The sequence below is a fragment of the Pseudomonas sp. NKUCC02_KPG genome (assembly GCF_019345465.1).
Lineage (GTDB): Bacteria > Pseudomonadota > Gammaproteobacteria > Pseudomonadales > Pseudomonadaceae > Aquipseudomonas.
On record NZ_JAHKRC010000001.1, the window covers coordinates 502,640 to 528,002 of the forward strand.

Sequence of the window (25,363 nt, forward strand, 5' to 3'; positions counted from 1 at the left end):
AAAGTTCGCGCCGAACATCCATGCTGGAAACGATCCATCCGGCTCAAGTACTGACGACGAGACAGCAAGGTCCATTTACCTTTTTTGCTTTCGGCGGACATGCCTTGGGAAGTAGGCGAACCAAAGTGGGGATACGGAGGATGTTCAGTTGCGCCCATTTATTTATGACGTTTGCCACTAGGAGTCCCTCAGCATGTCGATCAAGGTCGAAGACTATTACGCGCGCGATACCTTCAACAAAATGAAGGCCTTCGCTGACACCCAGGAAACCCCGTTCGTGGTGATCGACACCGCCATGATCAGCAAGGCTTACGATGACCTGCGTGCAGGCTTCGAATTTGCCAAGGTGTACTTCGCAGTCAAAGCCAACCCAGCCGTCGAAATCATCGACCTGCTGCGCGACAAGGGTTCGAGCTTCGACATCGCTTCGATCTACGAGTTGGACAAAGTGATGGACCGAGGTGTTAGCCCGGATCGCATCAGCTACGGCAACACCATCAAGAAATCCAAAGACATTCGCTACTTTTACGACAAAGGCGTGCGCCTGTTCTCCACCGACTCCGAAGCCGACCTGCGCAACATCGCCAAGGCGGCTCCAGGTTCGAAGATCTACGTTCGTATTCTGACCGAAGGCTCGACCACGGCTGACTGGCCTTTGTCGCGCAAATTCGGCTGCCAGACCGATATGGCCATGGACTTGCTGATCCTGGCCCGTGACCTGGGCCTGGTGCCGTACGGCATTTCGTTCCACGTGGGCTCCCAGCAACGGGACATCAGCGTGTGGGATGCGGCCATCGCCAAGGTCAAAGTGATCTTCGAGCGCCTGAAAGAAGAAGACGGCATCGTTCTCAAGCTGATCAACATGGGCGGCGGCTTCCCGGCCAACTACATCACCCGCACCAACAGCCTGGAAACCTACGCCGAAGAAATCATTCGCTTCCTGAAGGAAGACTTCGGTGACGACCTGCCGGAAATCATTCTGGAGCCGGGCCGTTCGCTGATTGCCAACGCCGGTATCCTGGTCAGTGAAGTGGTACTGGTAGCCCGTAAATCCCGCACCGCCGTGGAGCGCTGGGTTTACACCGACGTGGGCAAATTCTCTGGCCTGATCGAAACCATGGACGAAGCCATCAAGTTCCCGATCTGGACTGAAAAGAAAGGCGAAATGGAAGAAGTCGTGATTGCCGGCCCAACGTGCGACAGCGCCGACATCATGTACGAAAACTACAAGTACGGCCTGCCGCTGAACCTGGCGATCGGTGATCGTCTGTACTGGCTATCGACCGGTGCCTACACCACCAGCTACAGCGCGGTTGAGTTCAACGGCTTCCCGCCGCTGAAGTCTTTCTACCTGTAAAAACAGGCCCCCCGGCCAAGTGGCCGGGGGGCTGTCATTACCGTCTAGCGACTGATCCGCCGCAAGAAACGCTGAAACCCTGCCAGCTCTGCCGATGCCTGCTGCATCGCGTTATCGTTGACCTCTGTGGTCGAATGAACCCGGCTGATAAACACCCCAAGCCCTCTGACAACCAACCTCATGTTGTCAACCCAGTACGCCCGAGCCTCAACCAGTTCAGCGTGACGCCTGATTTTCTCTGCACGCTCTTTCAATACCCGAGCATCTGTCACGTTTTGGTTTTGCAGCACTCTCACGTCAGATAACGTGTCGTTTATTTTGTTGCGCGCCTGAGTCAACGCAAACAAGCGATAGCCACCGTCAAAAAAGCCAAGGTACTGCGTCAGGCGCTCAAGAGCCGCCACGACGACATCCGCCTCTGCCTTTCCAACCAGTGCCGACGTTAAAAGCGTCTGGATCTGCTCGGCGGTCGGCAGTAAATCCCTTATGTGATCCAGCCAGGTTCGGGATTGAAGAATAGTGACGGCAGCGTCTATAACCTGTTTATCTGCCCTCAACTTGTCTTTTTGTACTTGCAGCATGACCGCCTGTTGTTCCAACTCATCAAGCCTGGCTGCATCATACGCGAGCAAGGGATCAGAATAATGTTCCAGGTTGAGTCCTTCACCTTCATCGACCCATAATGCTATTTGATGTTTGGCGGCCCCAACAGCACTTACAATGCGACCGACCCGCAGGGCACAGGTATCATTGAGCGCACTTAATGCAGAGGCTTGCACTTCAACGGCCAACTCGGTATGAGCATGAATGGCCCCCCACTGTTCCAGCAGCCCATCGAAACCCGCGCTGTCCACCACCACTTCCAGATGGCGTACTTGATCGACAATAGTGCGCGCACTATTGCTCAGGTTTTTGGCCGCCAGATTCAAACGCTCTTGTAAAGATGGAATAAAATCGTATTCACGATTCACCGCCACCGCATTGAATTTTCTCAGCCCGGCAAACACACCCGGCATATCAGGATTTTCAAACACCATGAGTCCATTGTCCCTATTCATGAATTAAGTCCCTTCACTCAATGACGCCCATCAATAATTTCATTAAACGCGTTGGATATCTGCACGCTGTAGTCTTTAACACGCGTCCAGGGATTCAACAGTTGTGAAAAATCCAGTTTGAACCGGTGTAGCCGGGCAAGGTCATCCACCCCCTCCAACTGATAGGCCGCTTCATCGAGGTATTTGACAATGTAGCCCCAGACTTGCGCCAACTGCTTGGCCCCCTGCTCGGCGCCGAGCATTCGGCTGCGCAAATCTGTAAAGCGCTGCTGAGTGGCATCCAGCACAATGGCCAGCCTTTCCTGCTCATGACTGCCTTGTCTTGCGACTTCGCGCTCGGCAATCAGTTTGTTTTTTCGGGCCCGTGTCGCTTCGGCTTTCACACCAAATATCCCGCCCGTGATGGCCAAGCCTACAGGCCCCAGAAAAACCCCTGAATGGCCATACAACACTTGGGTTTTATAGTCCTTGATCAACTGATCAATTTCACCGTCCAGCTCTTTAATACGCGCGACCAGCACTTCGCGCTCCCTGGAGTGCCCTCTCCTGGCATACGCATCTAGCTTGCCGTTGACTTCGTGAATCAACTCGTCAGACAACACCCGCTCAAACTCGGCCGCCAAGGCACCCACCGCCGTGGCTTTATTAATATAAGCGTCGGTGTCTTTTTTAATCAGCAGCACATACTCCCTGACAATGCGGACGGCCTTGAGTTCTGTTGAGTTCAGAATAATCGCCTTCAACTCGGCTTCTTCTTTCTCGGTCAATTCATTAAGGGTGCCCGTGAGAAAACGCTCGAATTCGATCTTATTGATCAGCTCAATAATGCCATTGGCCGTCGTAATAAAACTGTCCGAAAACCTGTTAAGTTGCCGACTAAGCTCTTTTGTATCACGCTCCAGCGCCGACCATGTACCGGCGTGTTGCACAACACGCTGATGAAACGACTGGATACTTGCAGGCTCTAGCCCCGGCACGTTCTCTGTATTCGCCCCGAACCATGCCACGATCTTATTGTAATCGACCGGCAATGTTCGAGATTCACGCACATAAGCACGGACACTGTGTATATCACTGCGCCGAATAATAAACCCCAGTTCATCTTTTGAAACCGCGGCGTTCTTTTCACCCGCCAACACCTGAATATACTGCGAGGGCAAGTAGATGGCCGCTTCCAAGGACGTCATTTCCTCAAGCGGCCTGGCATCTTCAACACTCTCAACGAGGGCGTAATTATCACCTTGCATATTAAATCCCTTTAAATAATTATCCTGCCAAAACAGGATCAATCTTCAAAGGACATCAATCAATTACACCACTACCCGGCAACTCGTAAGACAACGATAAAAACAAAAAAGAATACGTACCCTAACAATCCATGGCCCATTCAGATCTTCTAAAACACCGCGTACGAGCATTACCCGCCGCGGCGTAATGACTATCAGTCGCCGCGGTCCTGCAGCGTATTGATGCGCGCTTGCCAAAGGTCGCTCATTGCCCTGACACGCGGCTCCCTGGCCTCCTGCAGGGCCAGGTAACTCACTCGCAAGAAGTTCAGGTTGCCTTGCGCCAATGCGCGCTCAAACCAGGTCAAGGCCTCATCAACATGACCGGACTCGGCGAGTACCGAGGCATGGCTGAACTGGCCACGAAAATCACCGCCAAGGGCTGAGCGTTCGTACCAGAAGCACGCCGCCTTTTTGTCTGCCGGGCAATACACGCCCTCTTCGAGATAACGCCCCAGCAGATTCATCGACTTGGCATGGCCAGCCTGTGCTGCCACTCCATACAAGGTGAACGCTGCACCCTGGTCTTGCGCCACACCGCGACCGGTAGCCAGCAAGTTGGCATAGTTGTAGAGCGCCCAATCCAAACCGGCCTCTGCTGCCTGACGATATTCCAGGCTGGCCAGCGTGCAATCCACAGGCCCGCCCCAGCCATGTTCCCAGCAACGTCCGAGCATGTTGCGGGCCATGAGGTGGCCGCCATTGGCCGCGATTTGAAACCAGCGCTTGGCCAGCACCGGGTCGCGCTCAATGCCCTGGCCGTCGAGCAGAATCTGACCCAGCAAGGCCTGACCGTCCACTATGCCCTCCTTGGCCGCCATCAAGATGGCCTGGGCAGCTTTCGCCGGGTTTTCAGCCAGCATGGCGCGCAATTGGTCACCATCGAGCACTTCTTCACGGCGCAGTTGAAAGTTCATGGCTAAACCTCGGCCCAGCGGCGCAACAGGTTGTGATAGGTGCCTGTGAGCTGGATGAGGGAGGGATGATCGGGTACGTCGCGGGTCAGTTGCTGGATCGCGCCATCCATTTCAAACAGCAAGGTGCGCTGGCTGTCTTCACGCACCAGGCTTTGGGTCCAGAAAAACGACGCAAAGCGCGCTCCTCGAGTAACCGCATTGACCTTGTGCAAGCTGGTGCCGGGGTACAGCACCATATCGCCAGCAGGCAGTTTGACTTGCTGCACACCGTAGGTGTCCTGAATCACCAGTTCACCGCCGTCATAGTCTTCGGGATCGCTGAAAAACAGGGTGGCCGACAGATCCGTGCGTACCCGCTCGGGGCTGCCTCTGGGCTGACGCACAGCATTGTCGATATGAAAGTCGAAGCTGCCGCCCCCGGTGTAGCAGTTCACCAAGGGCGGAAAGACTTTGTGCGGTAACGCTGCCGACATGAACAGCGGATTTTTCCAGAGCCGGTCCATCATCGCTGCACCAATTTCCTTGGCTAACGGATGGTCTTCGGGCAGTTGCAGATTGTGCTTGGCCTTGGCGGATTGAAAGCCGGCAGTGATTTTGCCGTCAGCCCATTCAGTCTGCTGCAGCGCCTCACGGATGCGCTGCACCTCTTCACGGGAGAACAAGCCGGGGATATGCAGCAACATTACGCAGCACCTGATAGCAAAGGGATGGCAATGGTATTGATTCTTATTGAATGTGTAAAACCCTGTTGCGCCCCTGTAGACGAACGAGTGTGAAAAAACCGTAAAGGCAATTTGTAAAGATTGTAAATTTAGCGCTAATAGTAATGCCTCTCAATTGATAGTCAGAATTGTTTGCCATATATTTCGCGGCTCAAATTCTGGGGGAAGGGATCTTAAAATGTCGCGCCAACAATTAAAAATACCCGTCAGCTCACCACGCTTGCTGGCTTCGGCCATCGGTGTTGCTATCACTGCGAGCTCTGCAGCCCATATGGCTCAGGCCGCTGAAAGCACTGAGAGCAAGGCACAGGGCAACAGTATTTCCCTTGGCGCGACTACCGTTACTGGCGAGCAGACCGAGCAGTCTTATCAAATCGAGAAAGCCAGCTCGTCCAAGTACACCGCGCCGCTGATCGACACCCCCCGCTCGATCACCATCATTCCGCAGCAACTGATCAAAGACACCGCAGCCACCTCGCTGCAGGACGCACTGCGCACAGTGCCGGGCATTACTTTCGGCGCAGGCGAAGGCGGCAACCCACAGGGCGACCGTCCATTTATCCGCGGGTTTGACGCTCAGGGCGACACCTATCTGGATGGCGTGCGTGACACGGGTGCGCAAAGCCGCGAGATCTTCGCCGTAGAAAACATTGAAGTTGCCAAAGGCCCGAATTCGGCCTTCGGTGGTCGCGGCGCGGCGGGCGGCACCATCAACATGGTGAGTAAAAAAGCCCACTTGGGTAACTCCATTGATGGCGGCTGGACCTGGGGTTCGGATCAGACCCAACGCTACACAATGGATGGCAACTATCAGTTCAGCGACACCGTTGCAGGCCGTCTTAACCTGATGAGCCATGAAAGCAACGTGGCCGGTCGCGACAAGGTCAATTACGACCGTTGGGGTATTGCGCCTTCCCTGGCCTTTGGTCTGGGCACCGATACCCGCTTCAACGTCGACTACTACCACATGGAAAGTAACGACCTGCCGGATTCGGGCATTCCTTATGGTTATTCCGTTGGCAATACCCACACGGCTGCCAGCCCGGACAAACCGAATAACGGTGGCGACAGCAGCAACTTCTACGGCCTGACTGACCGCGACTTCCGCAAAACCCGCGCTGATATCACGACCTTTGCGTTTGAGCATGATTTCAGTGACGACCTGCACATCAAGAACACCCTGCGTCACGGCAACTCCATGCAGGACTACATCCTGACCCAGCCGGATGACAGTAAAGGCAACGTCAACAATGGCAGCGTGTGGCGTCGTGCAAATACTCGCGTCAGCAACACCACGACCACGACCAACCAGACCGACCTGTTTGGTGATGTGTACATCGCAGGGTTCAAAAACAGCTACTCCACCGGCATCGAGCTCAGCCGCGAAACCAGCAGCAAGTCGTCCTATAACGTTAACACCGATACCACCCCAGGCAGCCCTGGCAACTCCAGCACTAACTGCACACCTGGCATGATCGGCGCACCTAGCGGCTGGAACTGCACATCCCTGGGCAACCCGAACCCGAATGATCCGTGGAGCGGCTCGATCGCACGCAACTACGCGGGCACCGATACCGCCAGCACCACTCGCGCCATTTATGTAATGGACACTCTGGAGCTGACTCCGGAATGGTTACTGAACATGGGCCTGCGTTACGACCATTTCGACACCAAGTACAAGACGTACACCGGTGCAGGCGCAACGACCGCTAAAGGCTCCGACACCAGCGACTTCTTCTCTGGCCAGTTGGGTCTGGTGTGGAAAGTACGCCCTAACGGCAGCATCTATGTGTCCTACGCTACCTCGGCGACACCTCCGGGTTCGATGGTAGGTGAAGGCAACGAGACCAATACATTGCCAGGCAGCACGGATCGTGCAGGCAATTTGCTGGCCAGCGACATGGAGCCGGAAGAAACCACCAACTACGAAATCGGTACCAAGTGGGATGTACTCAACGACCGCCTGTCCCTGGCAGCTGCGATCTTCCGTACCGAAAAAGAGAACACCCGCGTACAAACAGATGCCACCACCTACGAAAACGCCGGTAAAACCCGCGTCGACGGGATTGAGCTTTCTGCTACCGGTAAAATCACTGACAAATGGCAAGTCTTCGCAGGTTACAGCTACCTGGACGGCAAGCAGCAGGATGGCGGCCCTCTGAACAAGGCCACCGATGGCAACAAATTGCCTAACACGCCACGAAACAGCGCAAGCCTGTGGACTACCTATGCAATTACGCCAAAGCTGACTGTCGGTGGCGGTGCGTTCTACGTGGATGACGTCTTCGGCAACGTTGCTAACTCGACGTATGTGCCGTCCTACACCCGCTACGACGCAATGGCCAGCTACAAGCTGACCAAAAATATCGACCTGCAACTGAACGTGCAAAACCTGACAGACAAGACCTACTACGACAAAGCATTCTCGACTCACTTCGCCAATCAGGCGGCGGGCCGTACAGCCTTGTTGACCACCAGCTTGCACTTCTGATTCGAAGTTGAGCTGTACAGAGCCCCGCCCATCCAATGGTCGGGGCTTTTGTGTAGCCGCTGACGAGGCACGAGGTTGCGATGCGGGCCGCAGGACCACCGACGGGGGCTGCTGCAGCCTCGTGCCTCGTCAGCGGCTATAAGTCTTGAAACATTCAATTGAGCAAGCAAGGCGGTCGTCGTGTTTAAGAAAACACTTTTTCAGCTGCACTGGTTTTTCGGGATCACCGCAGGGCTGGTTCTGGCCTTGATGGGGATAACCGGCGCCACGGTGTCGTTCCAGGACGAGTTGCTGAACTTGCTCAACCCTTCGGTACTCAAGGTCGAAAAACTCGACAGCGGCGTGCTGCCACCCGCCGAGCTGGTGCGCAGGGTCGAGGCCACTGAAGGCAAACAGGTTTCAATGCTGTGGGTGGGCGTGGACAGCGGCACTGCTGCGCGAATTTTCTTCACCCCGCCACCGGGCGAGCGGCGTGGCCAGATGCGCTATGTCGACCCCTATACCGGCACCTATCAGGGTGAGGCCAACGGCCAGGGCTTTTTCGACCTGATGCTGCAACTGCACCGTTTTCTGGCCATGGGCCAAACCGGTCGCCAGATCACCGGCGCCTGTACCCTGATGCTGATTTTCTTCTGCCTGTCGGGGCTGTACTTGCGCTGGCCGCGCAAAGCGTTGAACTGGCGTGCCTGGTTGACGCTGGACTGGGCGAAAAAAGGTCGCAGCTTTAACTGGGACCTGCACGCGGTCGCAGGCACCTGGTGCATGATCTTTTACCTGCTGGCGGCCCTGACCGGTTTGTCATGGTCTTACGAATGGTACAACAAGGGCCTGCAAAAGCTGTTTTCCGACACCCCCAACAGCGAGCAACGCAAAGGCGGCCGTGGCCAACCAGGGCCTAGAGGGCCGGCTCCGGTGGCCGACTACGACGCAATCTGGGCCAGTATCCAGAAAGCCGCGGGACCGGGCCTGAGCACCTACAACGTGCGCATGCCGCCAGTGGCAGGACAACCCGCCACGGTGTTCTACCTGCTCAACAGCTCGCCCCACGAGCGTGCGTTCAACCAGATCACGCTCGACCCTGCCACCGGCGCGGTGAAAAAACACGATCGCTTTGAAGCCAAAAGCTACAAGGCACAATTGCTCAGCAGCATTTACGCCCTCCATGTGGGCAGCTACTGGGGCCTGACCGGTCGAATCCTGGTGACCATCGCCAGCCTGACCATGCCGCTGTTCTTTATTACCGGCTGGTTGTTGTACCTGGACCGTCGCCGTAAAAAACGTCAGATCAAACAGGCACGCAAGGGGTTTGCCGCGGTCAGCAACGATGCGCCGTCATGGCTGATCGGCTTTGCCAGCCAAAGCGGCTTTGCCGAGCAATTGGCCTGGCAGACTGCCGGACAACTGCAGGCGGCCGGTCTGCCGGTGCGGGTTCAGCCCTTGGGGGCGCTCAACGAAGACGACTTGCAACAAGCGAGCAACGCTCTGTTTGTGGTCAGCACCTTTGGCGATGGGGAAGCGCCCGACAGCGCCCGTGGTTTTGAACGCAAAATCCTCGGCCAGCCTCTGGGGCTGAACACGCTCAAGTATTCCGTGCTCGCGCTGGGCGACCGTCAATACCCGCACTTTTGTGGTTTTGCCACCCGGGTCCAGCAATGGCTGAGCGAGCGTGGGGCCCAAGCGCTGTTTAGCCCGGTGCAGGTCGACAGCGGTGATGCCGAAGCGCTTCATCAGTGGCAGCAACAGCTCAGCCAGCTCACCGGCGGCGCGCCGAGCGCCAACTGGCAGGCACCGAGCTACAACAACTGGAGCCTTGATCAGCGTGAACTGCTCAACCCCGGCAGCAGCGGTTCGGGGGTTTATCTGTTGGCGCTCACCCCACCCGATGGGAACGCCTCCTGGCAGGCCGGTGATTTGGTAGAAGTCATGCCAAGGCAGTCCACGTGGGCCGTCGAGCACTTCCTTGACGGCCTGGGCCTTTCGGCCAACTCCCCGGTGCAACTCGATGGCCTGCAAGAAACCCTGGCCCAGGCACTGGGCGGCCGCCAACTGCCGGACAATCGCGCTCACCTGGTGGGCATGCACGCCCAGGCGCTGGTCGACGCATTAGTCCCGCTGAACATGCGCGAATACTCCATTGCCTCGATCCCCGAGGATGGGTCATTGCAATTGATCGTGCGTCAGGAACGGCATGCCGATGGCAGTCTGGGGATTGGTTCGGGCTGGCTGACGGAACATGCCGCCATCGGCTCGGCGATCAGCCTGCGTGTGCGGCGCAACAGCGGCTTTCATCTGCCCGCCGAACCCGTGCCGCTGATTCTGCTCGGTAATGGCACCGGTCTGGCAGGGCTGCGCAGCTTGCTCAAGGCACAGATCGCCCAAGGACAGCAGCGCAATTGGTTGTTCTTTGGCGAGCGTAACGCCGAGCACGACTTTTATTGCCGCGATGAGCTGCAAGGCTGGCTGGCCAGCGGTGATCTGGCACGCCTGGATCTGGCATTTTCGCGGGATCAGGCACAGAAGGTCTACGTGCAGGATCGCTTGCGTGAGTCGGGTGATGAAGTGCGTCAATGGCTGGCAGACGGTGCCGCTATTTATATCTGCGGCAGTTTGCAGGGGATGGCCGCGGGTGTGGACCAGGCACTGATCGACATGCTGGGGGCTGAAGCGGTGGAGTTGCTGATCGAGCAGGGGCGCTATCGCCGCGATGTGTACTAGAGGTTTTCTCTCGGGTTACTAGCCCGACTCCTGTGGGAGCGGGCTTGCTCGCGAAAGGCTCAATGCGGTGAATCAGATCAACTGCATCAAGTCCATCGCGAGCAAGCCCGCTCCCACAAGGTATTGGCTACCAGGCGACTACGCCTTGGCTGTCTCCAGCGCCATTTCCACCGGCTCCGGCCGCTTGATCACTGCATACACCACCGCAGTCAACAGGCTGCCCGCCACAATCGCCAGCAAGTACAGCAGCGCATGGTTGATCGCATTCGGGATCAGCAGCACGAACAAGCCGCCGTGCGGTGCCATCAGCTTGCAGCCGAAGTACATCGACAATGCGCCCGTCAACGCGCCACCCAGGATGCTCGCCGGGATAACCCGCAGCGGGTCTTTGGCGGCAAACGGGATCGCACCTTCAGAAATAAAGCACAGCCCCAGCACCAGTGCCGCTTTGCCCGCCTCACGCTCGGTTTGAGCGAACTTGCGTCGCGCCAGGAAGGTCGCAATGCCCAGCCCGATCGGCGGCACCATGCCCGCCGCCATCGTGGCCGCCATCGGTGCATAACTCTGGGAAGCCAGCAGCCCGACCGAAAACGCATACGCCGCCTTGTTGATAGGCCCGCCAAGGTCGACACACATCATCCCGCCCAGCAACACACCCAACAGAATGGCGTTGGTGGTGCCCATGCTGTCGAGGAAGTGGGTGAGGCCCTCGAGCATCCCGGCAACCGGCTTGCCCACCACGTAGATCATCACCAGGCCGGTAAACAGGCTGGCGAACAACGGGATGATCAGAATCGGCTTCAAGGCTTCCAGGCTTTGCGGCAATTGCAGATAGCGATTGATCGCCTTGGCACAATAGCCCGCGATAAACCCGGCAATGATCCCGCCGATAAACCCGGCACCCAGCGTGCTCGCCAACAGACCGCCAATCATCCCCGGCGCCAGGCCCGGACGGTCGGCAATCGAGTAAGCGATGTAACCCGCCAGCAGCGGCACCATCAGTTTGAACGCAGCGTCACCACCGATTTGCATCAGGGCTGCCGCCAGCGTGCCGGGCTCTTTATAGGCAGAGATGCCAAACACGAAGGACAACGCGATCAGCAAACCGCCCGCCACCACCATCGGCAGCATGAAGGACACGCCGGTCAGCAAATGTTTGTAGACCCCGGCTTTTTCTTGCTTGGCCGGTGCTGAGCCGCCCGTCGCGGCGCTCTCTTGCTGGCCTTCGGCCAATGCCTTGTTCAGGGTGGCTTCGGCTTGTTTGAGGGCAATGCCGGTGCCGCAGCGGTAAATCTTTTTGCCGGCAAAGCGCTCGGCAGGCACTTCGATATCTGCCGCCAACAGCACCACATCGGCGTCCCGGATGGCCTCGGCGCTCAACGGATTGCGCGCACCGACCGAGCCTTGGGTTTCGACCTGCAGTTCGTAACCCAATCGCTTGGCCGCCTGCTGCAAGGCTTCGGCCGCCATGAAGGTGTGGGCAACACCGGTCGGGCATGCCGTGACGGCGACGATTTTAGGTGCGCGTTTCTCGCTCTCGACAGGGGCCGAGGATGGCGCAGGCGACGTGTAGATTTGCGCCTCTTTGATCCCGCGCAGCAACACGGCCTCTACATCCTGCAGGGCCTGGGCCGGGGTGCTTTGAAATACCCGTTTGCCAATAAAACGTTGCATGTCCAGCGGTGTACTGCTGACCAGCAAAACCCACTCGGCTTCGTCGAGGGTGGCCGCCGACAATTGACGTTCCGGGTGCTTGGGATCATGCACTTCAACGCTGGTGCTCCAGCCCTGGCGCTGCGCGGCGGCATCGAGCAAACGGGCACATAGCACGCTGGTCACCATGCCGTTGGGGCAGCCCGTCACAATGGCTAATTTCATGTGTATCCCTCTTATTCTTTTGTCAGGGGGCGAACGCGAACGCCGCTTTCGAGCGTCGCCAGGTGCGCCGCATCGCTGATACCAAAACCGATTTGAGTGACTGCCATCGCCGCAATGGCCGTGGCGGTTCGCAAGGTCTGTTCGGGGCTGTGCCCGCTGAGCAAACCGTGGACCATGCCCGCGAGCAACGAGTCGCCTGCCCCCACCGTGCTGGCTACGCTGACCTTGGGCGGCAATGCCTGCAAGGCCTCGGCGTGGCTGAACCAGTTCACACCGTCAGCACCGTGGGAAATAACCACGTGTTCAATACCCAGCGCCTGCAAACGAGTGGCCGCTTCGATCTGGGCCTCAAGGCTGCTGATATCGCTGCCCAAGGCATCACTGAGTTCTTCGGTATTGGGCTTGATCAACCAGGGGCCCGCTACCAAGGCTTCTTTCAAGGCCTGGCCACTGGTGTCCAGAATCACGTTCAAACCAAGCGCCTTCAAGCGCAGCACCAGATCATGCAGCCACTGCGGGCTCACGCCTTGGGGCAAGCTGCCGGCCACCACCACTGCATCATGGTCGGGTGCAATTCGATCGAGTATGTCGAGCAAAGCTTGCTGCGCCTGCGGGCTGACCTGCGGCCCAAGCCCATTCAGGTCGGTCACGCGACCATCGTCTTCGGCGAGTTTGATATTGCTGCGGGTTTCACCGGGCACGCGGACAAACCCGTCGACAAAGCCACGGCGCTTGAACAACGCATCGAATGCTTGCGCATTGTCTTCGCCCAAAAAGCCGCTCACCGTCAGTGTGTGGCCCAGGTCCGCCAGCACTTGCGCGACGTTGATGCCCTTGCCCGCGGCATGGGTCAGCATCATCGGGCTGCGATTGACCTCGCCCGGCTCCAGATGCCCAAGGCGCACGGTCAAGTCCAGTGCCGGGTTGAGGGTGATGGTCAGAATGCTGGCCATTAGAGCGCCTCCACCAATGCACGAACTTCATCCGGACTGCCAACAGTCAAGGCCTGGGCGGCCAGGGTTTTGAGGCGATCCATGCTCAACTCGCGCACCCGCGCCTTGACTTCAGGGATGCTGCGCGCCGAAACGCTCAGCTCATCCACGCCCAGGCCAACCAGTACAGGCACCGCCAGCGGATCAGCGGCCAGTTCGCCGCACACGCCAACCCATTTGCCGTGGGCATGGGCGGCACGGACGGTGATGTCGATCAGTTGCAGCACCGCCGGATGCAGGCCGTCGGCCTGAGCCGACAGGGTCGGGTGACCACGGTCGATGGCCAGGGTGTACTGGGTCAGGTCGTTGGTGCCGACGCTGAAAAAATCCACTTCCTTGGCCAGCACAGGTGCCAGCAAGGCGGCGGACGGCACTTCGATCATGATCCCCAGTTGCAAATCGGCCACCGGAATTTCCAGCCGCAGACGTTCGGTCATGTCGCGAGCAGCCCGCCATTCGGCCACGCTGCCCACCATCGGAAACATGATGCGCAGCGGGCGGTTGTCTGCCGAGCGCAGCAAAGCGCGCAACTGGCTTTCCATGACGTGCGGACGTTGCAGGGTAAGGCGAATACCGCGAACACCCAGAAACGGGTTTTCTTCTTTCTCGATCGGCCAGTACGGCAGCGGCTTGTCGCCACCCACGTCCAAAGTACGAACCACCAGGGGCCGCCCGTCCAGGCCATCCAGCACGCGGCGGTACTCAGCTTCCTGAGTGGCCTCATCCGGCGCCTGGGAGTGGGCCATGAAAATCAGCTCGGTGCGCAACAGGCCAATGCCCTCGGCGCCCTGCTCCACTGCACTGGCGACGCCTTTGCTTTCGCCGATATTGGCAAACACTTCAACCGGGTGGCCATCCTGGGTCACGGCCAGTTCGTGGCGCTGAGCAAAAGCGGCCAGCAAGCGCTGTTCGCGGCTGTCGCGCTCCTGGGTGGCACGCTGCAAGGCGTCGGCATCCGGTGAAACGTGCAAGCGACCGCGCTGGCCATCGATTAACAGCTGAGTGCCCGGCGCCAGTAACAACACGGCTTCGCCTGCCCCCACCAGCGCCGGAATACCCAGTGCACGAGCGACAATGGCGCTGTGCGCAGTCGCTCCACCGCGGGCGGTCAAAATACCCGCTACCCGTGCCGGATCAAGACGCGCCACGTCCGACGGGCCCACTTCATCCATCACCAGCACATAGGGCTGGTCAGGTTCGGCCGGGGTTTGCACGCCACACAACTGGGCCAGGACGCGGCGACCGATATCCCGCAGATCGGCCGCCCGCTCAGCCAGCAGTGCATCCTGCAAGGACTCTTGCTGGTGTGCAGCGGCTTCGATCACGGACATCCAGGCCGCTTCGGCACTTTCGCCCTGCTTGAGGCGCGAATCGACTTCGTCTGTCAGTTCCGGGTCGTCGAGCATTTCCTGGTGAGTGATGAAAATTTCGCGAATGGCCTTGGACTGACTGCGCGAAATCAGGCCTTCAATGTCCTGACGCACTTCGTTCAAGGCTTTTTGCAGGCGCTCGCGCTCAACCGCTGACGACTCGCCACGCAGCGGGTAGTCGAAGGTTTGCAACACTTGAATATGGGCCGGGCCAATGGCAATGCCGGGCGAGGCGGCGATGGCCTGCACCACGCTACCGGCAACCGGAGCGGTGATCAGCGTGGCAATTTCGGCCACGCTCGGGGCTGCTTCGACCAGGATCGGCAGCGGCTCGACTTCTTCGCCCAGACCGCCTTCGACAGCCGCCAACAGCGCGGGCAATGCGTCATTGGCAATGCTCGGCTCGGCAACAAACTCCAGCACCTGGCCGCGACGGGCACCGAGGCTGAGCAACTTGCTCAGGCTCTTGGCTGAAACTGCCGAGTCCTGCCCGTCAACGATCCTGACGCGGATTTCACCTTCAAAGCTTTTCGCCAGTTGCGCGAGAACCTTGGCCGGGCGCGCATGCAAACCGTGGGCGTTGGCCAAGGTAATACGGGCGCTCGGCCAGTCAGCCGGCGACTCTGCGCCCAGCACTTCGAGCACCGCACGACGGCTGGTGGCCCGGCCCAATTCGTGACCGCGACCGGCAATCAGCAACGCGCACAGGCGCTCCAGCAATGCCTGATGGGCTTCGCCCAGGCTGGCCAGGCAAAACAGACCGCTCAGCGGCTGGCCCAGGTAGCGCATCGGTTTGTCCGGCGTTACAAACGCCAGACCCGGACGCTTGACCGTCTGCTCGCTGTGCAGCCACCACAGGCCATCGCCCAGGGGTAGCGCATCAACTTGTTGCAGTACGGCGGCAAAGCCATTGCTCACGCAATCGGCCTGGCGCAACAGGCGTGCGCCGCGCCATACCAGCTCTTCGAAGTCATCCGCGGACACACCCAGGCCAATCATCTGGGCATCCAGCGCCAGTTCCTGGGGAGCGCCCTGGAGCAATTTGAGCAAGGCTTCGGCAGAGCTCGCGCGACGCAGGGCTTCGCCCAGATCGGTCTCGCCCAGGGCCCGGGTCAACAGTTGCAGCAAGCGCAGGTGCTCGTCGGACTTGGCCGCAATACCAATCGCCAGATACACCATTTGCCCATCGCCCCAATCCACCCCCTCGGGGAACTGCAGTAAACGCACCCCCGTGGTGAACACCAGGTCGCGGGTTTCAGGCGTGCCATGGGGGATGGCGATACCCTGGCCCAAAAAGGTCGAACCTTGAGCCTCACGCGCTTGCAAGCCGCTCAGATAACCTTCAGCCACCAAGCCATCGGCAACCAGTTTATCGGCGAGTAATTGCAACGCCGCAGACTTGTCCACAGCCGTCTGGCCCATGGAAATCTGCTCTATGGTGAGCTCGAGCATGCGTTCTCCTTTCCGGCGCTCTATGGCACCCGGTATTGTTTTGAATTAAGTCAGCTTAGGTCGCTGATCACGGGCTGTGTCTGCGGATGTGTGGCAAGCACATCGCTACCGGGATAAGCACCTTTAAATACGTCTGCTGAAACGTTTAATCAAGAATACCCGGCACGTTACTGCATAATTGCTCGCGCTTGAAGTCCAACTTGTCGTATTGATGGGTGCTCGCTGCGGATGTTGCAAAAAAGGCAGGACGCGAAGGGCAGACGATGGTCGGCTGCCTTTATCGGTTAGGATTGGCCAAAATGTCGACATGTACTACAAAAAATAAGGAATTTTCGGCGTGAAGCTCAGTGATATCGCTCATTTGGCAGGTGTTTCCGTAACCACGGCCAGCTATGTCATCAATGGAAAAGCCGAGCAGCAGCGCATCAGCAGCAGCACGGTCGAGCGCGTACGCGCTGTGGTCGAGGAACACGGCTTTACCCCCAACCCGCAAGCGGCCGGACTGCGCAGCCGGCACACGCGCACCTTGGGGTTTATCCTCCCGGACCTTGAAAACCCGAGTTATGCCCGCCTGGCCAAGCAACTCGAACAAGGCGCCCGTGCCCGGGGCTATCAGTTGCTGATCGCCAGCTCCGACGATGCCCCGGAAAGTGAGCGCCAGTTGCTCAAGCTGTTTCGTGCCCGCCGTTGCGACGCCCTGTTCGTGGCCAGTTGCTTGCCCGAAGAAGATAACAGCTACCGCCAGTTGCAAGACCTGGGCATGCCGATCATTGCCATTGACCGGACGATGGAGCCGGAGCGTTTTTGTTCGGTTATCAGTGATGACTGCGAAGCCAGCCTGCAATTGACCCGCAGCCTGTTACAGCCATTGCCCCGGCAGATTGTATTGATCGGCGCCCGTCCTGAACTGAGCGTCAGTCAGGCCCGTGAAGCCGGGTTCAAACAGGCTGTCGAAGGGTTTGAAGGCGAAGTCCTGATTGAACACGGCGCGGCCTTCAGCCGCGAATGTGGACGCCGGATCATCGATGAATTGCTGGCGCGTCAGGGGCACTTCCCGGATGCGCTGATCACGACCTCATACGTGCTATTGCAGGGGATGTTCGACGCATTGCTGGAGCACCCGACCCAGCGGCCGCCCTTGCGCCTGGCCACCTTTGGTGACACACAGTTGCTGGACTTCCTGCCGCTGCCCGTCAATGCCATGGGCCAGCAACACAAACTGATCGCCGAAACAGCCCTGAACCTGGCGCTGGCAGCCATTGAAGAGCAGAACTACGTGCCCGGCATTCATGCGATCGCACGTAATTTCAAACAGCGCATCCATCAGGCCTGAGCATGCAGTTGATCGACACCCACACCCACCTCGACTTCCCGGACTTTGACGCTGACCGCCCGCAGTTACTGGCGCGCAGTCGAGCGTTGGGTGTTGAAAAAATGGTGGTGCTGGGGGTCTATCAGAGCAATTGGCAGCGATTGTGGGATCTGGTGCAAACCGACAGCCAGCTGTATGCCGCCTTTGGCTTGCACCCGGTGTACCTCAACGATCATCGTCCTGAGCAGGTGATTGAGCTCGAGCAATGGCTGAGCCGCCTGGCGGGGCATCCGCAGTTATGTGCTGTGGGTGAAATCGGCCTGGACTACTTTCTTCCCGAGCTCGACCGTGACGGCCAGCAAACGCTGTTTGAAGCGCAGCTGCAATTGGCCGCCGACTTTCAACAGCCCGCCCTGCTCCACGTCAGGCGCAGCCATGCTCAGGTGATTGCGACACTGAAGCGCTTGCGGCTAAAGCGCGGCGGGATTGTTCATGCATTTGCAGGCAGTCGCGAAGAAGCCCGCGAATATATCAAGCTGGGATTCAAACTGGGTCTGGGTGGCGCGGCCACCTGGCCGCAGGCCTTGCGCCTGCGCAAAGTGATCGCCGATTTGCCGCTGGACGCCCTGGTGCTGGAAACCGACGCCCCCGACATGGCGCCTGCCATGCACCCCAACCAGCGCAACAGCCCGGAGTACCTGCCCGATATTTGCCAGGCACTGGCCGAGGTGATGGGCATCAGCCCGGAGCGTTTAGCCGAGGCCACTACGGCTAATGCCTGTGAAGTCTTTGGCTGGTCCCAAACCTGTAGTCACTGACGAGCCGTGCGAGGCTGCGATCGGCTGCGCAGCAGTCGCAAAACCATGCGCCCCGGTGATTCAGGCATACCGCCCTTACAGGGCTTGCGACCGCTTCGCGCTCGAACGCAGCCTCGCACGGCTCGTCAGCGACTACAGAGCATCAACAGGGACCGTGTGATGTCAGAGCAGCAACGCCCACACCGCAAAACACGCATACCAAAGCACCGCCGCGCGCAGCAACAAGGCCCAGAGGGTGTCGAGACTGCCCACACCTTCAGGCCCGGCCTGTGGCGCGGGGATTTCGGCAGCGGCACAGCCAGCCTTGTTGATCAGTTGCGCGGCGCTGATGTCCCAACTCAGCAGCTCATGCAGCATCACTCGACTGACCGCTGCGAAGTTGCCTACCAGCGCAAAACTCGCGGCCAGCAGCCGTACCGGCAACCAGTCAAAGGCATGACGCAACTGCCCGGCACGTTCGACCAGTGCCGGATTCTGGCTGTGCTCTGCCGCCAGGGCCAGCAAGCGATAGCTCAAGACCACCACAGGCCCCAGCAGGAAATACCAGAAAATCACCGCAAAAAAGCTCTGGTAGGCCTGCCACAACAAATGCCCCTGCACCTTCTCCAGCAATTGCTCGCCGCTGTCGGCACTGACGCCCAGATCACGCTCGGCAACATGGGCAGCCGCCTGCAAGTCGCCACGCCGCCAGGCGTCGCGAAACGGCCCGAGCCCGCCCAGCAAGTCGCCGCGCCCCAGGCTGTAAATCACCACCAGCAGGTGGATCGGCAGCGCCAACAGGCCATAAGCCACAGGGTGCAGCACCACCAGGAGCAGGCCCAACACGGCTGCAGGCAATGCAATCAGGATGAACAACACCCACCAGGGTTTATTGCCAAGGCCGGGACTGGCTTCGAGCTTGTGCAACTCGCGCAGCCAGCCACCGTCACATTGCAGGCGCTGACGCAAACCCGAGAACTTCTCGACCAGAATCGCCAGCAGTAACACCACAAAACTCATTGCTTCTCTCCTGTGTGCTGCAACGCGCTGCGAAAGCGCATCCAATCAAAAGCCGGCCCCGGATCCGTCTTGCGCCCCGGTGCAACGTCGCTATGACCACATATCCTGTGGGGGGTGATATCGGGAAAAGCCGCCTGCAATTGCCGGCTCAAGGCTGTCAACGCCTGATACTGCGCATCCGTGAAGGGCAGCTCATCGGTGCCCTCAAGTTCAATGCCCAGGGAAAAGTCATTGCAGGTCTCTCGCCCTTCAAAGCTCGAAACCCCCGCATGCCATGCACGATCAAGGCAGGAGACAAACTGTGTCACAGTCCCATCTCGCTCGATCAGGAAGTGCGCACTCACTTTCAAGTCCGCAATGCCTTCAAAGTAAGGGTGTTCTGTGACGTCCAGTCGGTTCTGGAAGAATTCCTGAACCTTGCCGGTGGCGAACTGCCCGGGGGGCAAGCTGATGTTGTGGATAACCAGCAGGGAGATTTCGTCACTAGGGCGCGCATTGAAGTTGGGGGACGGACAATGGCGCACTCCTTGAAACCAGCCGCTCGCGGGGTCCAATTGCATACAGGCTCCTTCAACAGGCAAAACGAAAGGCCCAGTATGCCGCGATGAGCGCGCCGATGGGGAGCAATCTGCGTACTACCCGTCTACTCCGGGCTGGACTGACGCAGACTGTCTATTACCGACTCCAGCGCCCGGTCAATCAATAAGCGGTCGTCGAGCGGCAAAACAGTCCCGTTGCGCAGCTGGACGATCAGATCGGTGCGGTTTCTTTCCATCACCTTGGCCCCGATGCGATTGACAAAAACATGCGTGCCGCCGGGCTCCAGGATCGTAATCAGCTTGCAACGCAGGGATGTGTTGTCGTCTTCCTGGAGTTCGATCCAGGTGCCGATACGCAACTGGCTGACCAGCAACAACCCAAGGTGGCCCTGCTCATCAAGAACGGGCAAGGGCAATGTCTGCGGCTCGGGTTCAAACGTGGGGCAACTGCGAGCCTGCGCCGCATCACGGGTGCGCTGCTCAAGCAACTCACTGCGGCTGTATTCGCCGCGGGTAAACATCAAAAAGTCATGCAGCAACGATTCAAGCAGCGCCGGGTTATTGCCCGCATACCGCACCAGTTGCAGTACCACGTGCTCGATTTTGCGATACAGCAGGTCGTTGCAGTGATCGGCACTCTCGCCACAGCCAATGGCGGCGCCAGCGATCACATTGAGCAAGCGACGGGCCGGGTGGCTGTCACAACTGAAAAAGTTCTGATCGCTCTGGGCGATCTGCAGCACCGGTTCGCGCAACAGTCCCAGCAGCTTTCTCAACGCAGGTGACAGGTTCCGGTCATCGCGGATGTAATCGAATAACAGCCCTACCAGGTAGCTCGCATTTTCACCGGTATCGGGTAATTCCTGCGCAAGGGCACCGGCTTTCACTGCGCAGCACGAGGTCTTTTCCGATAGGTCGGGTAACACACCCGTGGCGATCAACAACTGGTTTGCATCGGCGTACAGATGCTCGGTCCTGCTGAGCAGGTACTTCTCGAACAGGCGCAGCATGATGAGCTTGACCTTGATGTCCACGCCCTGATCCCGCTCGGCCTGCAAAAAGTACTCGCACAGCCGGGCCGGGCCCAGGGGGTTGTTCTGCTCATCCAGGGGGATGCAACTTAGGGTATTGAGACGAGTGCTCAACTGGCACAGGGCCAACTGGTTGCGGTTCAGCACCCGCGTCACCATTGCACTGGTCACTTGAGCCCGCTCAAGGTCATTGGCCATCAGTGAGAACGCAGCCTGTGCCGGGGCGCCAGCCTGTAGCGTGGGCTCACTGACATCGGGCCGGGTCAGACTGACAAAGGCATCAAACAGGTGCTCAAGAAAGCCGCGTTCAATGTGTTTGCGCTTGAGCCGCACATCGCGCATGGCTTCAAAAAACAGGCTCTGCTCGGTATCGCTTTGAGCCTTGTCGGCCATTTCAAACAAGGTTTCATCGGCATTGTCGAACAGCGCCTGCAATTCGATCCTGAGCTGCTGAGCGGCTTTGTCATGAACCTGCAGCAGGATCACAGGCAGGCGGGCAAGTGGCGAATGCATCGCCAACTCAGTGGCGGTCCTGTGCACAGGCCCCACTTTCCCGTCATTTTGCATCCTGGCCTCCCTGAAGGGTCTCTTCGCTTGCCAGTGAACGCTCGTGGTCAGAGCCATTTTTAACGCTCACAAACAGAAGCCGGCAGTGGCGCATGCACTGGCCGGTGTATCGAAATTAAGGCAATGGCTATACGTCAAACCTATGGCGCCAATCCAAAGGCGGATTATCTTGCAAAAGAAGGCGCTTGTACCAGTGGACTCTGCATTTGAATGACCAAGGGTGAGTATTAATGTTCAAAGTGCCGAAAGAAGCACATTGCAGGCATTTGCTTGTGACTCTGCGCACACCTTGGGTTCGCCAGCGGCATGGCCCTATAATCGGCGCACTTTGTTTGTGGAGCTCGTTATGCCGAATTTACGCCTGGCCGACCTCACTGCCGAAATCGAAGCCAACGTGCGTCGTGCGTTAGCCGAAGACATTGGCAGCGGCGATATCACTGCACGGCTGATCCCGGCCGAACGCTTGGCCAAAGCCACGATTATCACCCGTGAAACAGCGGTCATCAGCGGTACCGCCTGGGTCGACACTGTCTTTCGCCAGCTTGACCCCCGAGTTGCCGTGCATTGGCAAGTCGCCGATGGCGAGCGTGTGAGCCCCAACCAAGTGCTGTTCCACCTTGAAGGCCCTGCCCGCTCACTGCTCAGCGGTGAACGCAGTGCACTGAACTTTCTGCAATTGCTGTCGGGCGTGGCTACCCACGCGCAATACCTGGCCGATCAAGTGGCCGACACCCAGGTCAAGTTGCTGGACACCCGAAAAACCCTGCCGGGCCTGCGTCTGGCGCAAAAATACGCAGTGACCTGCGGCGGTTGCCACAATCACCGTATCGGTCTGTACGACGCATTTTTGATCAAGGAAAACCATATCGCTGCTTGCGGCGGCATTGCCCAGGCCATCAGCGCTGCGCACAAAATCGCACCAGGCAAGCCGGTAGAGATAGAAGTCGAAAGCCTGGAGGAACTCAAGGAGGCTCTGGCAGCAGGCGCTGACATCATCATGCTCGACGAATTGAGCATGGACGATATGCGTGAAGCGGTGCGCCTGAACGCGGGCAAAGCCAAACTGGAAGCCAGCGGCGGCATCAACGAGACAACCTTGCGCCCGATTGCCGAAACTGGCGTGGACTACATCTCGATTGGTGCCATGACCAAGGATGTCAAAGCAGTGGATTTGTCGATGCGCTTGAGCCTCTGAACAGCCCTGCTCCCACAGGTTGTTGCTGGTTGATCAAGACAGCGCAAAGCCCTGGCACTTCAGTTCATGCGCCAGTAGCCATTGCTTGGCCGCCAGCCCGCCGGCGAAACCGGTCAGTGCTCCGTTGCTGCCAATCACGCGATGGCACGGGATGATGATCGGAATCGGATTACGCCCATTCGCGGCCCCCACCGCCCGAGACGCCTTGGGCCGATCGATTTGCTGCGATAGCTGTCCGTAACTGGTGGTCACGGCGTAGGGAATGGTGGTCAGCGCTTGCCATACCGACTGCTGGAACTCAGTGCCCAGGGGCTTGAGCAACAAGTCGAATGTCAGGCGCTCACCCGCAAAGTACTCTTCCAATTGACGTCGGACTTCAGCGAGTTTGCCGGGCGAATGCACCCAACCGTCCAACGGCGTATGCGGCCGGCGCTCCAGTTCGAAACGCACTTCTCGCAGCCCTTCATCATCGGCGACCAAAAACAGCGGGCCAATGGGTGATGGCATTTGTTCGTAGTACACAGTTTTCATGTTCATACCTTTCGTGCAGACGCCGAGTCGGTGGCTGCGCGCCATAAATACATCACTGAATAGGCCCGCCATGGGCGCCAGCTTTCGGCCAGTGCCTGCAGCGCCCTGGTACTTAACGCACTGCCGCCGGGGTTGGCTTCGCGTCGCAGAATCAAGTCTGCAGCGGGAAACGCATCGGGGTGTTTGAGCACGCGCATGGCGATGTAGTGGGCGGTCCATTCACCAATGCCGGGCAGTTGCACCCAGCGGCTGATAAAGCGCTCTAACGATTGCTCCACCGCAAAATCGACGCGGCCATCGATAAGCGCACCCGCAATCCCCTTGATCGTATTGATACGTGCCTGGGTAATGCCCAGTTGCCCAAGGTCGGCATCTACCAATTGCTGCGGTCCCGGAAACAGTCGATCCAGGCCAGAACCGGCACCCGCCTCAATGGCAATTCCGTAGCGCTGCACGATACGACTGGCAAGGGTTCGCGCAGCGGCCACACTGACTTGCTGCCCCAGCACGGCCCGTACGGCTACTTCAAATCCGTCCCAGCCACCGGGCAATCGCAGGCCCGGATACCGTTCGATAACCGGCGCCAGCAGCGGGCTGAAGCTTAACGTGCGGGCGATGGCGAGAGGGTCGGCATCCAGGTCGAACATCCGTCGAATCCGCGTGACCACGCCCAGCATCTGGCTTGGCTCCACGTTGCGCAGTTCCAGTTGCAGCGCATGCTGCTCCCCCGGCCATTGGCTGATCCGCAGCCAGCCTGGCGCATCCGCCGTGCCAAAAACCCGCTGGTAACTGCGCCCGTCGACTCGCTCAATACCGGGCAAGGCCCGACTCTGTAAAAAACCCAGCAGGGCTGTGAAGTCATAAGGCGGGCGATACCCCAGTCGCAGTACCAGAGCCTTGTCCGCACGAGCCTTTGGGCTGCGCCTGAAGGCCCTGGGCTCGGCATGATTGGCCTCGGCAAAGGCCGCATTGAAACGGCGCAGACTGCCAAAGCCGGAAGCCATGGCCACTTCGGTGATCGACAGGTCGGTTTCGGTCAACAATTGCTTGGTAAATAACAGGCGCTGAGTGGAATGCACCGCCATCGGTGGCGCCCCCAAGTGCTGAACAAACAAGCGACGCAATTGCCTGCTCCCCACGTTCATGCGTTCCGCCAGCGCCTCCAGCGAATGATCCGCCAGATAACCTTCATTAATTAGCTTGAGCGCTCGCGCCACCAGATGCTCTCCCTGCAACCAAAGCTGATTGCCCGGCGCCAGCTCCGGCCGACAGCGCAGGCAAGGGCGAAAGCCCTGAGCTTGAGCCGCTGCGGCGCTGGGGTAATACACCACATTTTGCGCTTTGGGAGCTCGTGCCGGGCACACGGGGCGGCAGTAGATCCGGGTACTGAGCACCGCCGTAAAAAACACCCCGTCAAAACGCGCATCGCGGCTCAAGCGAGCGATTTCGCAGGCGGCGATACTGGGCGTGGACAGGCAGTCATCTGAGTTCATAAGCCGCACAATAGCACCGCAACTTTACCGGTTCTCGCCATTTTCGGACGTCAATGTGGGCCGTTGGTCAAACCGGTCTTGGTCCGCGATTGCACAGCACAATGCCCGCCAAACTGACCGGGCTACACCTGCGGTGCCCGTTAAATGGGCACCGCAGGAAAGCTCACACAACGCATTTTACTGACAGGCACCGCTGGCCAGGCAGGTGCCGTTTTGTGTCCAGGTCAGAGTTGCGCCCGAACCGCTCAACGTGGGGACCAGCACGCTGACCCAACCACCGGCGGCCTGAGTGCCGGCCATGGTAATCACGCCATCTATCACCGTCATGCCCGCCGCCAGGTTGTCAGTGGCTTCGGCCGGGGCAGGAATGCCGTTGGTGCCTGCATCGCAGACCGCCAGGTCATTGCTCTGGCTGAAGCACAGGGCAACAGCTGTCTTGTAGGTGTTGCCGATTGCGTTCACCTCGGCAAAACGGGTCTTCATGACGTGGTCGTTGTAAGCCGGAAATGCAAACGAAGCGATCAGACCAATAATCGCAACGACGATCATCAGTTCGATCAGGGTGAAGCCTTTTTGTTGTTTCACGCGGAGTCTCCGAAGAAGTGGCGCCAATCAGCGCCGTAGCAATGCTGTGCAGCCA

At 58.7% G+C, this 25,363-nt stretch carries 19 protein-coding genes; 6 read left to right on the forward strand and 13 right to left on the reverse strand.

Going from position 1 to position 25,363, the window contains the following annotated elements:
- The first annotated feature begins 193 nt into the window (after positions 1-193).
- The gene (locus KO536_RS02360) at positions 194-1,357 is read left to right on the forward strand and encodes a type III PLP-dependent enzyme (protein ID WP_219260941.1); all 1,164 of its coding nucleotides are present in this window, start codon (positions 194-196) and stop codon (positions 1,355-1,357) included.
- Positions 1,358-1,401: 44 nt separating this feature from the next.
- On the opposite strand, the gene KO536_RS02365 is transcribed toward KO536_RS02360, so the two are convergent.
- The 4 genes from KO536_RS02365 to KO536_RS02380 form a co-directional block, all read right to left on the reverse strand.
- Positions 1,402-2,415 carry an alpha-xenorhabdolysin family binary toxin subunit B gene (locus KO536_RS02365; RefSeq protein WP_219260943.1) on the reverse strand — a complete coding sequence of 338 codons (1,014 nt, stop codon included), beginning with the start codon at positions 2,413-2,415 and terminating at the stop codon, positions 1,402-1,404.
- Between the two features lie 17 nt (positions 2,416-2,432).
- Positions 2,433-3,662 carry an alpha-xenorhabdolysin family binary toxin subunit A gene (locus KO536_RS02370; protein WP_219260945.1) on the reverse strand — a complete coding sequence of 410 codons (1,230 nt, stop codon included), beginning with the start codon at positions 3,660-3,662 and terminating at the stop codon, positions 2,433-2,435.
- A gap of 194 nt (positions 3,663-3,856) precedes the next feature.
- On the reverse strand, positions 3,857-4,618 hold the full coding sequence (locus KO536_RS02375) for a tetratricopeptide repeat protein (protein ID WP_219260947.1): 762 nt from the start codon (positions 4,616-4,618) through the stop codon (positions 3,857-3,859).
- Between the two features lie 2 nt (positions 4,619-4,620).
- Positions 4,621-5,301 carry a Fe2+-dependent dioxygenase gene (locus KO536_RS02380; protein ID WP_133078554.1) on the reverse strand — a complete coding sequence of 227 codons (681 nt, stop codon included), beginning with the start codon at positions 5,299-5,301 and terminating at the stop codon, positions 4,621-4,623.
- Positions 5,302-5,518: 217 nt separating this feature from the next.
- On the opposite strand from KO536_RS02380, the gene KO536_RS02385 reads away from it, so the two are divergent.
- Both KO536_RS02385 and KO536_RS02390 read left to right on the forward strand, forming a co-directional pair.
- The gene (locus KO536_RS02385) at positions 5,519-7,831 is read left to right on the forward strand and encodes a TonB-dependent siderophore receptor (protein WP_219260948.1); all 2,313 of its coding nucleotides are present in this window, start codon (positions 5,519-5,521) and stop codon (positions 7,829-7,831) included.
- A gap of 180 nt (positions 7,832-8,011) precedes the next feature.
- Positions 8,012-10,546 (forward strand): sulfite reductase flavoprotein subunit alpha, encoded by a 2,535-nt coding sequence (locus KO536_RS02390; RefSeq protein ID WP_219260950.1) that lies wholly within the window; start codon positions 8,012-8,014, stop codon positions 10,544-10,546.
- Between the two features lie 138 nt (positions 10,547-10,684).
- Here the strand turns inward: KO536_RS02390 and KO536_RS02395 are convergent, their stop codons facing one another.
- From KO536_RS02395 to ptsP, 3 genes are read right to left on the reverse strand one after another with little or no spacing between them, the layout of a single operon-like run.
- Positions 10,685-12,424 (reverse strand): PTS fructose-like transporter subunit IIB, encoded by a 1,740-nt coding sequence (locus KO536_RS02395; RefSeq protein ID WP_219260952.1) that lies wholly within the window; start codon positions 12,422-12,424, stop codon positions 10,685-10,687.
- A gap of 11 nt (positions 12,425-12,435) precedes the next feature.
- Positions 12,436-13,377 (reverse strand): 1-phosphofructokinase, encoded by a 942-nt coding sequence (pfkB, locus tag KO536_RS02400; protein ID WP_219260954.1) that lies wholly within the window; start codon positions 13,375-13,377, stop codon positions 12,436-12,438.
- Positions 13,377-16,238 (reverse strand): phosphoenolpyruvate--protein phosphotransferase, encoded by a 2,862-nt coding sequence (gene ptsP, locus KO536_RS02405; protein WP_219260956.1) that lies wholly within the window; start codon positions 16,236-16,238, stop codon positions 13,377-13,379. The genes pfkB and ptsP overlap by 1 nt, the downstream gene beginning before the upstream one ends.
- Before the next feature lie 337 nt (positions 16,239-16,575).
- On the opposite strand from ptsP, the gene cra reads away from it, so the two are divergent.
- Both cra and KO536_RS02415 read left to right on the forward strand, forming a co-directional pair.
- Positions 16,576-17,571 carry a catabolite repressor/activator gene (gene cra / locus KO536_RS02410; protein WP_219260957.1) on the forward strand — a complete coding sequence of 332 codons (996 nt, stop codon included), beginning with the start codon at positions 16,576-16,578 and terminating at the stop codon, positions 17,569-17,571.
- A 2-nt stretch (positions 17,572-17,573) separates the two neighbouring features.
- Complete coding sequence (locus tag KO536_RS02415; RefSeq protein WP_133078561.1) at positions 17,574-18,368, forward strand: TatD family hydrolase; 795 nt, start codon at positions 17,574-17,576, stop codon at positions 18,366-18,368.
- Positions 18,369-18,530: 162 nt separating this feature from the next.
- Here the strand turns inward: KO536_RS02415 and ampE are convergent, their stop codons facing one another.
- The 3 genes from ampE to KO536_RS02430 all read right to left on the reverse strand — a co-directional run bounded on the left by ampE (position 18,531) and on the right by KO536_RS02430 (position 21,450).
- Complete coding sequence (ampE, locus tag KO536_RS02420) at positions 18,531-19,367, reverse strand: regulatory signaling modulator protein AmpE (protein ID WP_133078562.1); 837 nt, start codon at positions 19,365-19,367, stop codon at positions 18,531-18,533.
- Positions 19,364-19,927 carry a 1,6-anhydro-N-acetylmuramyl-L-alanine amidase AmpD gene (gene ampD, locus KO536_RS02425; protein WP_133078563.1) on the reverse strand — a complete coding sequence of 188 codons (564 nt, stop codon included), beginning with the start codon at positions 19,925-19,927 and terminating at the stop codon, positions 19,364-19,366. The genes ampE and ampD overlap by 4 nt, the downstream gene beginning before the upstream one ends.
- 83 nt (positions 19,928-20,010) lie before the next feature.
- Positions 20,011-21,450, reverse strand: coding sequence for a DUF1631 family protein (locus KO536_RS02430; protein WP_374105681.1), 1,440 nt, complete (start codon positions 21,448-21,450; stop codon positions 20,011-20,013).
- Between the two features lie 400 nt (positions 21,451-21,850).
- Here KO536_RS02430 and nadC point away from each other — a divergent pair, with 400 nt between their 5' ends.
- Positions 21,851-22,699 (forward strand): carboxylating nicotinate-nucleotide diphosphorylase, encoded by an 849-nt coding sequence (gene nadC, locus KO536_RS02435; protein ID WP_133078565.1) that lies wholly within the window; start codon positions 21,851-21,853, stop codon positions 22,697-22,699.
- A 33-nt stretch (positions 22,700-22,732) separates the two neighbouring features.
- On the opposite strand, the gene KO536_RS02440 is transcribed toward nadC, so the two are convergent.
- From KO536_RS02440 to KO536_RS02450, 3 genes are all read right to left on the reverse strand, one after another.
- Positions 22,733-23,230 carry a methylated-DNA--[protein]-cysteine S-methyltransferase gene (locus KO536_RS02440; RefSeq protein ID WP_219260961.1) on the reverse strand — a complete coding sequence of 166 codons (498 nt, stop codon included), beginning with the start codon at positions 23,228-23,230 and terminating at the stop codon, positions 22,733-22,735.
- Between the two features lie 2 nt (positions 23,231-23,232).
- Positions 23,233-24,723, reverse strand: coding sequence for a DNA-3-methyladenine glycosylase 2 (locus KO536_RS02445; protein ID WP_219260962.1), 1,491 nt, complete (start codon positions 24,721-24,723; stop codon positions 23,233-23,235).
- Between the two features lie 177 nt (positions 24,724-24,900).
- Entirely contained in the window at positions 24,901-25,308 is a 408-nt protein-coding gene (locus tag KO536_RS02450) for a prepilin-type N-terminal cleavage/methylation domain-containing protein (RefSeq protein ID WP_133078568.1), read from the reverse strand.
- Positions 25,309-25,363: the final 55 nt, after the last annotated feature.

What these genes read in the sequence shown, in the direction of transcription:
- KO536_RS02360 (WP_219260941.1), top strand. Translation starts at nt 194, where the DNA reads ATGTCGATCAAGGTCGAAGACTATTACGCGCGCGATACCTTCAACAAA.
- KO536_RS02365 (WP_219260943.1), bottom strand. Translation starts at nt 2,415, where the DNA reads ATGAATAGGGACAATGGACTCATGGTGTTTGAAAATCCTGATATGCCG.
- KO536_RS02370 (WP_219260945.1), bottom strand. Translation starts at nt 3,662, where the DNA reads ATGCAAGGTGATAATTACGCCCTCGTTGAGAGTGTTGAAGATGCCAGG.
- KO536_RS02375 (WP_219260947.1), bottom strand. Translation starts at nt 4,618, where the DNA reads ATGAACTTTCAACTGCGCCGTGAAGAAGTGCTCGATGGTGACCAATTG.
- KO536_RS02380 (WP_133078554.1), bottom strand. Translation starts at nt 5,301, where the DNA reads ATGTTGCTGCATATCCCCGGCTTGTTCTCCCGTGAAGAGGTGCAGCGC.
- KO536_RS02385 (WP_219260948.1), top strand. Translation starts at nt 5,519, where the DNA reads ATGTCGCGCCAACAATTAAAAATACCCGTCAGCTCACCACGCTTGCTG.
- KO536_RS02395 (WP_219260952.1), bottom strand. Translation starts at nt 12,424, where the DNA reads ATGAAATTAGCCATTGTGACGGGCTGCCCCAACGGCATGGTGACCAGC.
- pfkB (WP_219260954.1), bottom strand. Translation starts at nt 13,377, where the DNA reads ATGGCCAGCATTCTGACCATCACCCTCAACCCGGCACTGGACTTGACC.
- ptsP (WP_219260956.1), bottom strand. Translation starts at nt 16,238, where the DNA reads ATGCTCGAGCTCACCATAGAGCAGATTTCCATGGGCCAGACGGCTGTG.
- KO536_RS02415 (WP_133078561.1), top strand. Translation starts at nt 17,574, where the DNA reads ATGCAGTTGATCGACACCCACACCCACCTCGACTTCCCGGACTTTGAC.
- ampE (WP_133078562.1), bottom strand. Translation starts at nt 19,367, where the DNA reads ATGAGTTTTGTGGTGTTACTGCTGGCGATTCTGGTCGAGAAGTTCTCG.
- ampD (WP_133078563.1), bottom strand. Translation starts at nt 19,927, where the DNA reads ATGCAATTGGACCCCGCGAGCGGCTGGTTTCAAGGAGTGCGCCATTGT.
- KO536_RS02430 (WP_374105681.1), bottom strand. Translation starts at nt 21,450, where the DNA reads ATGCATTCGCCACTTGCCCGCCTGCCTGTGATCCTGCTGCAGGTTCAT.
- nadC (WP_133078565.1), top strand. Translation starts at nt 21,851, where the DNA reads ATGCCGAATTTACGCCTGGCCGACCTCACTGCCGAAATCGAAGCCAAC.
- KO536_RS02440 (WP_219260961.1), bottom strand. Translation starts at nt 23,230, where the DNA reads ATGAAAACTGTGTACTACGAACAAATGCCATCACCCATTGGCCCGCTG.
- KO536_RS02445 (WP_219260962.1), bottom strand. Translation starts at nt 24,723, where the DNA reads ATGAACTCAGATGACTGCCTGTCCACGCCCAGTATCGCCGCCTGCGAA.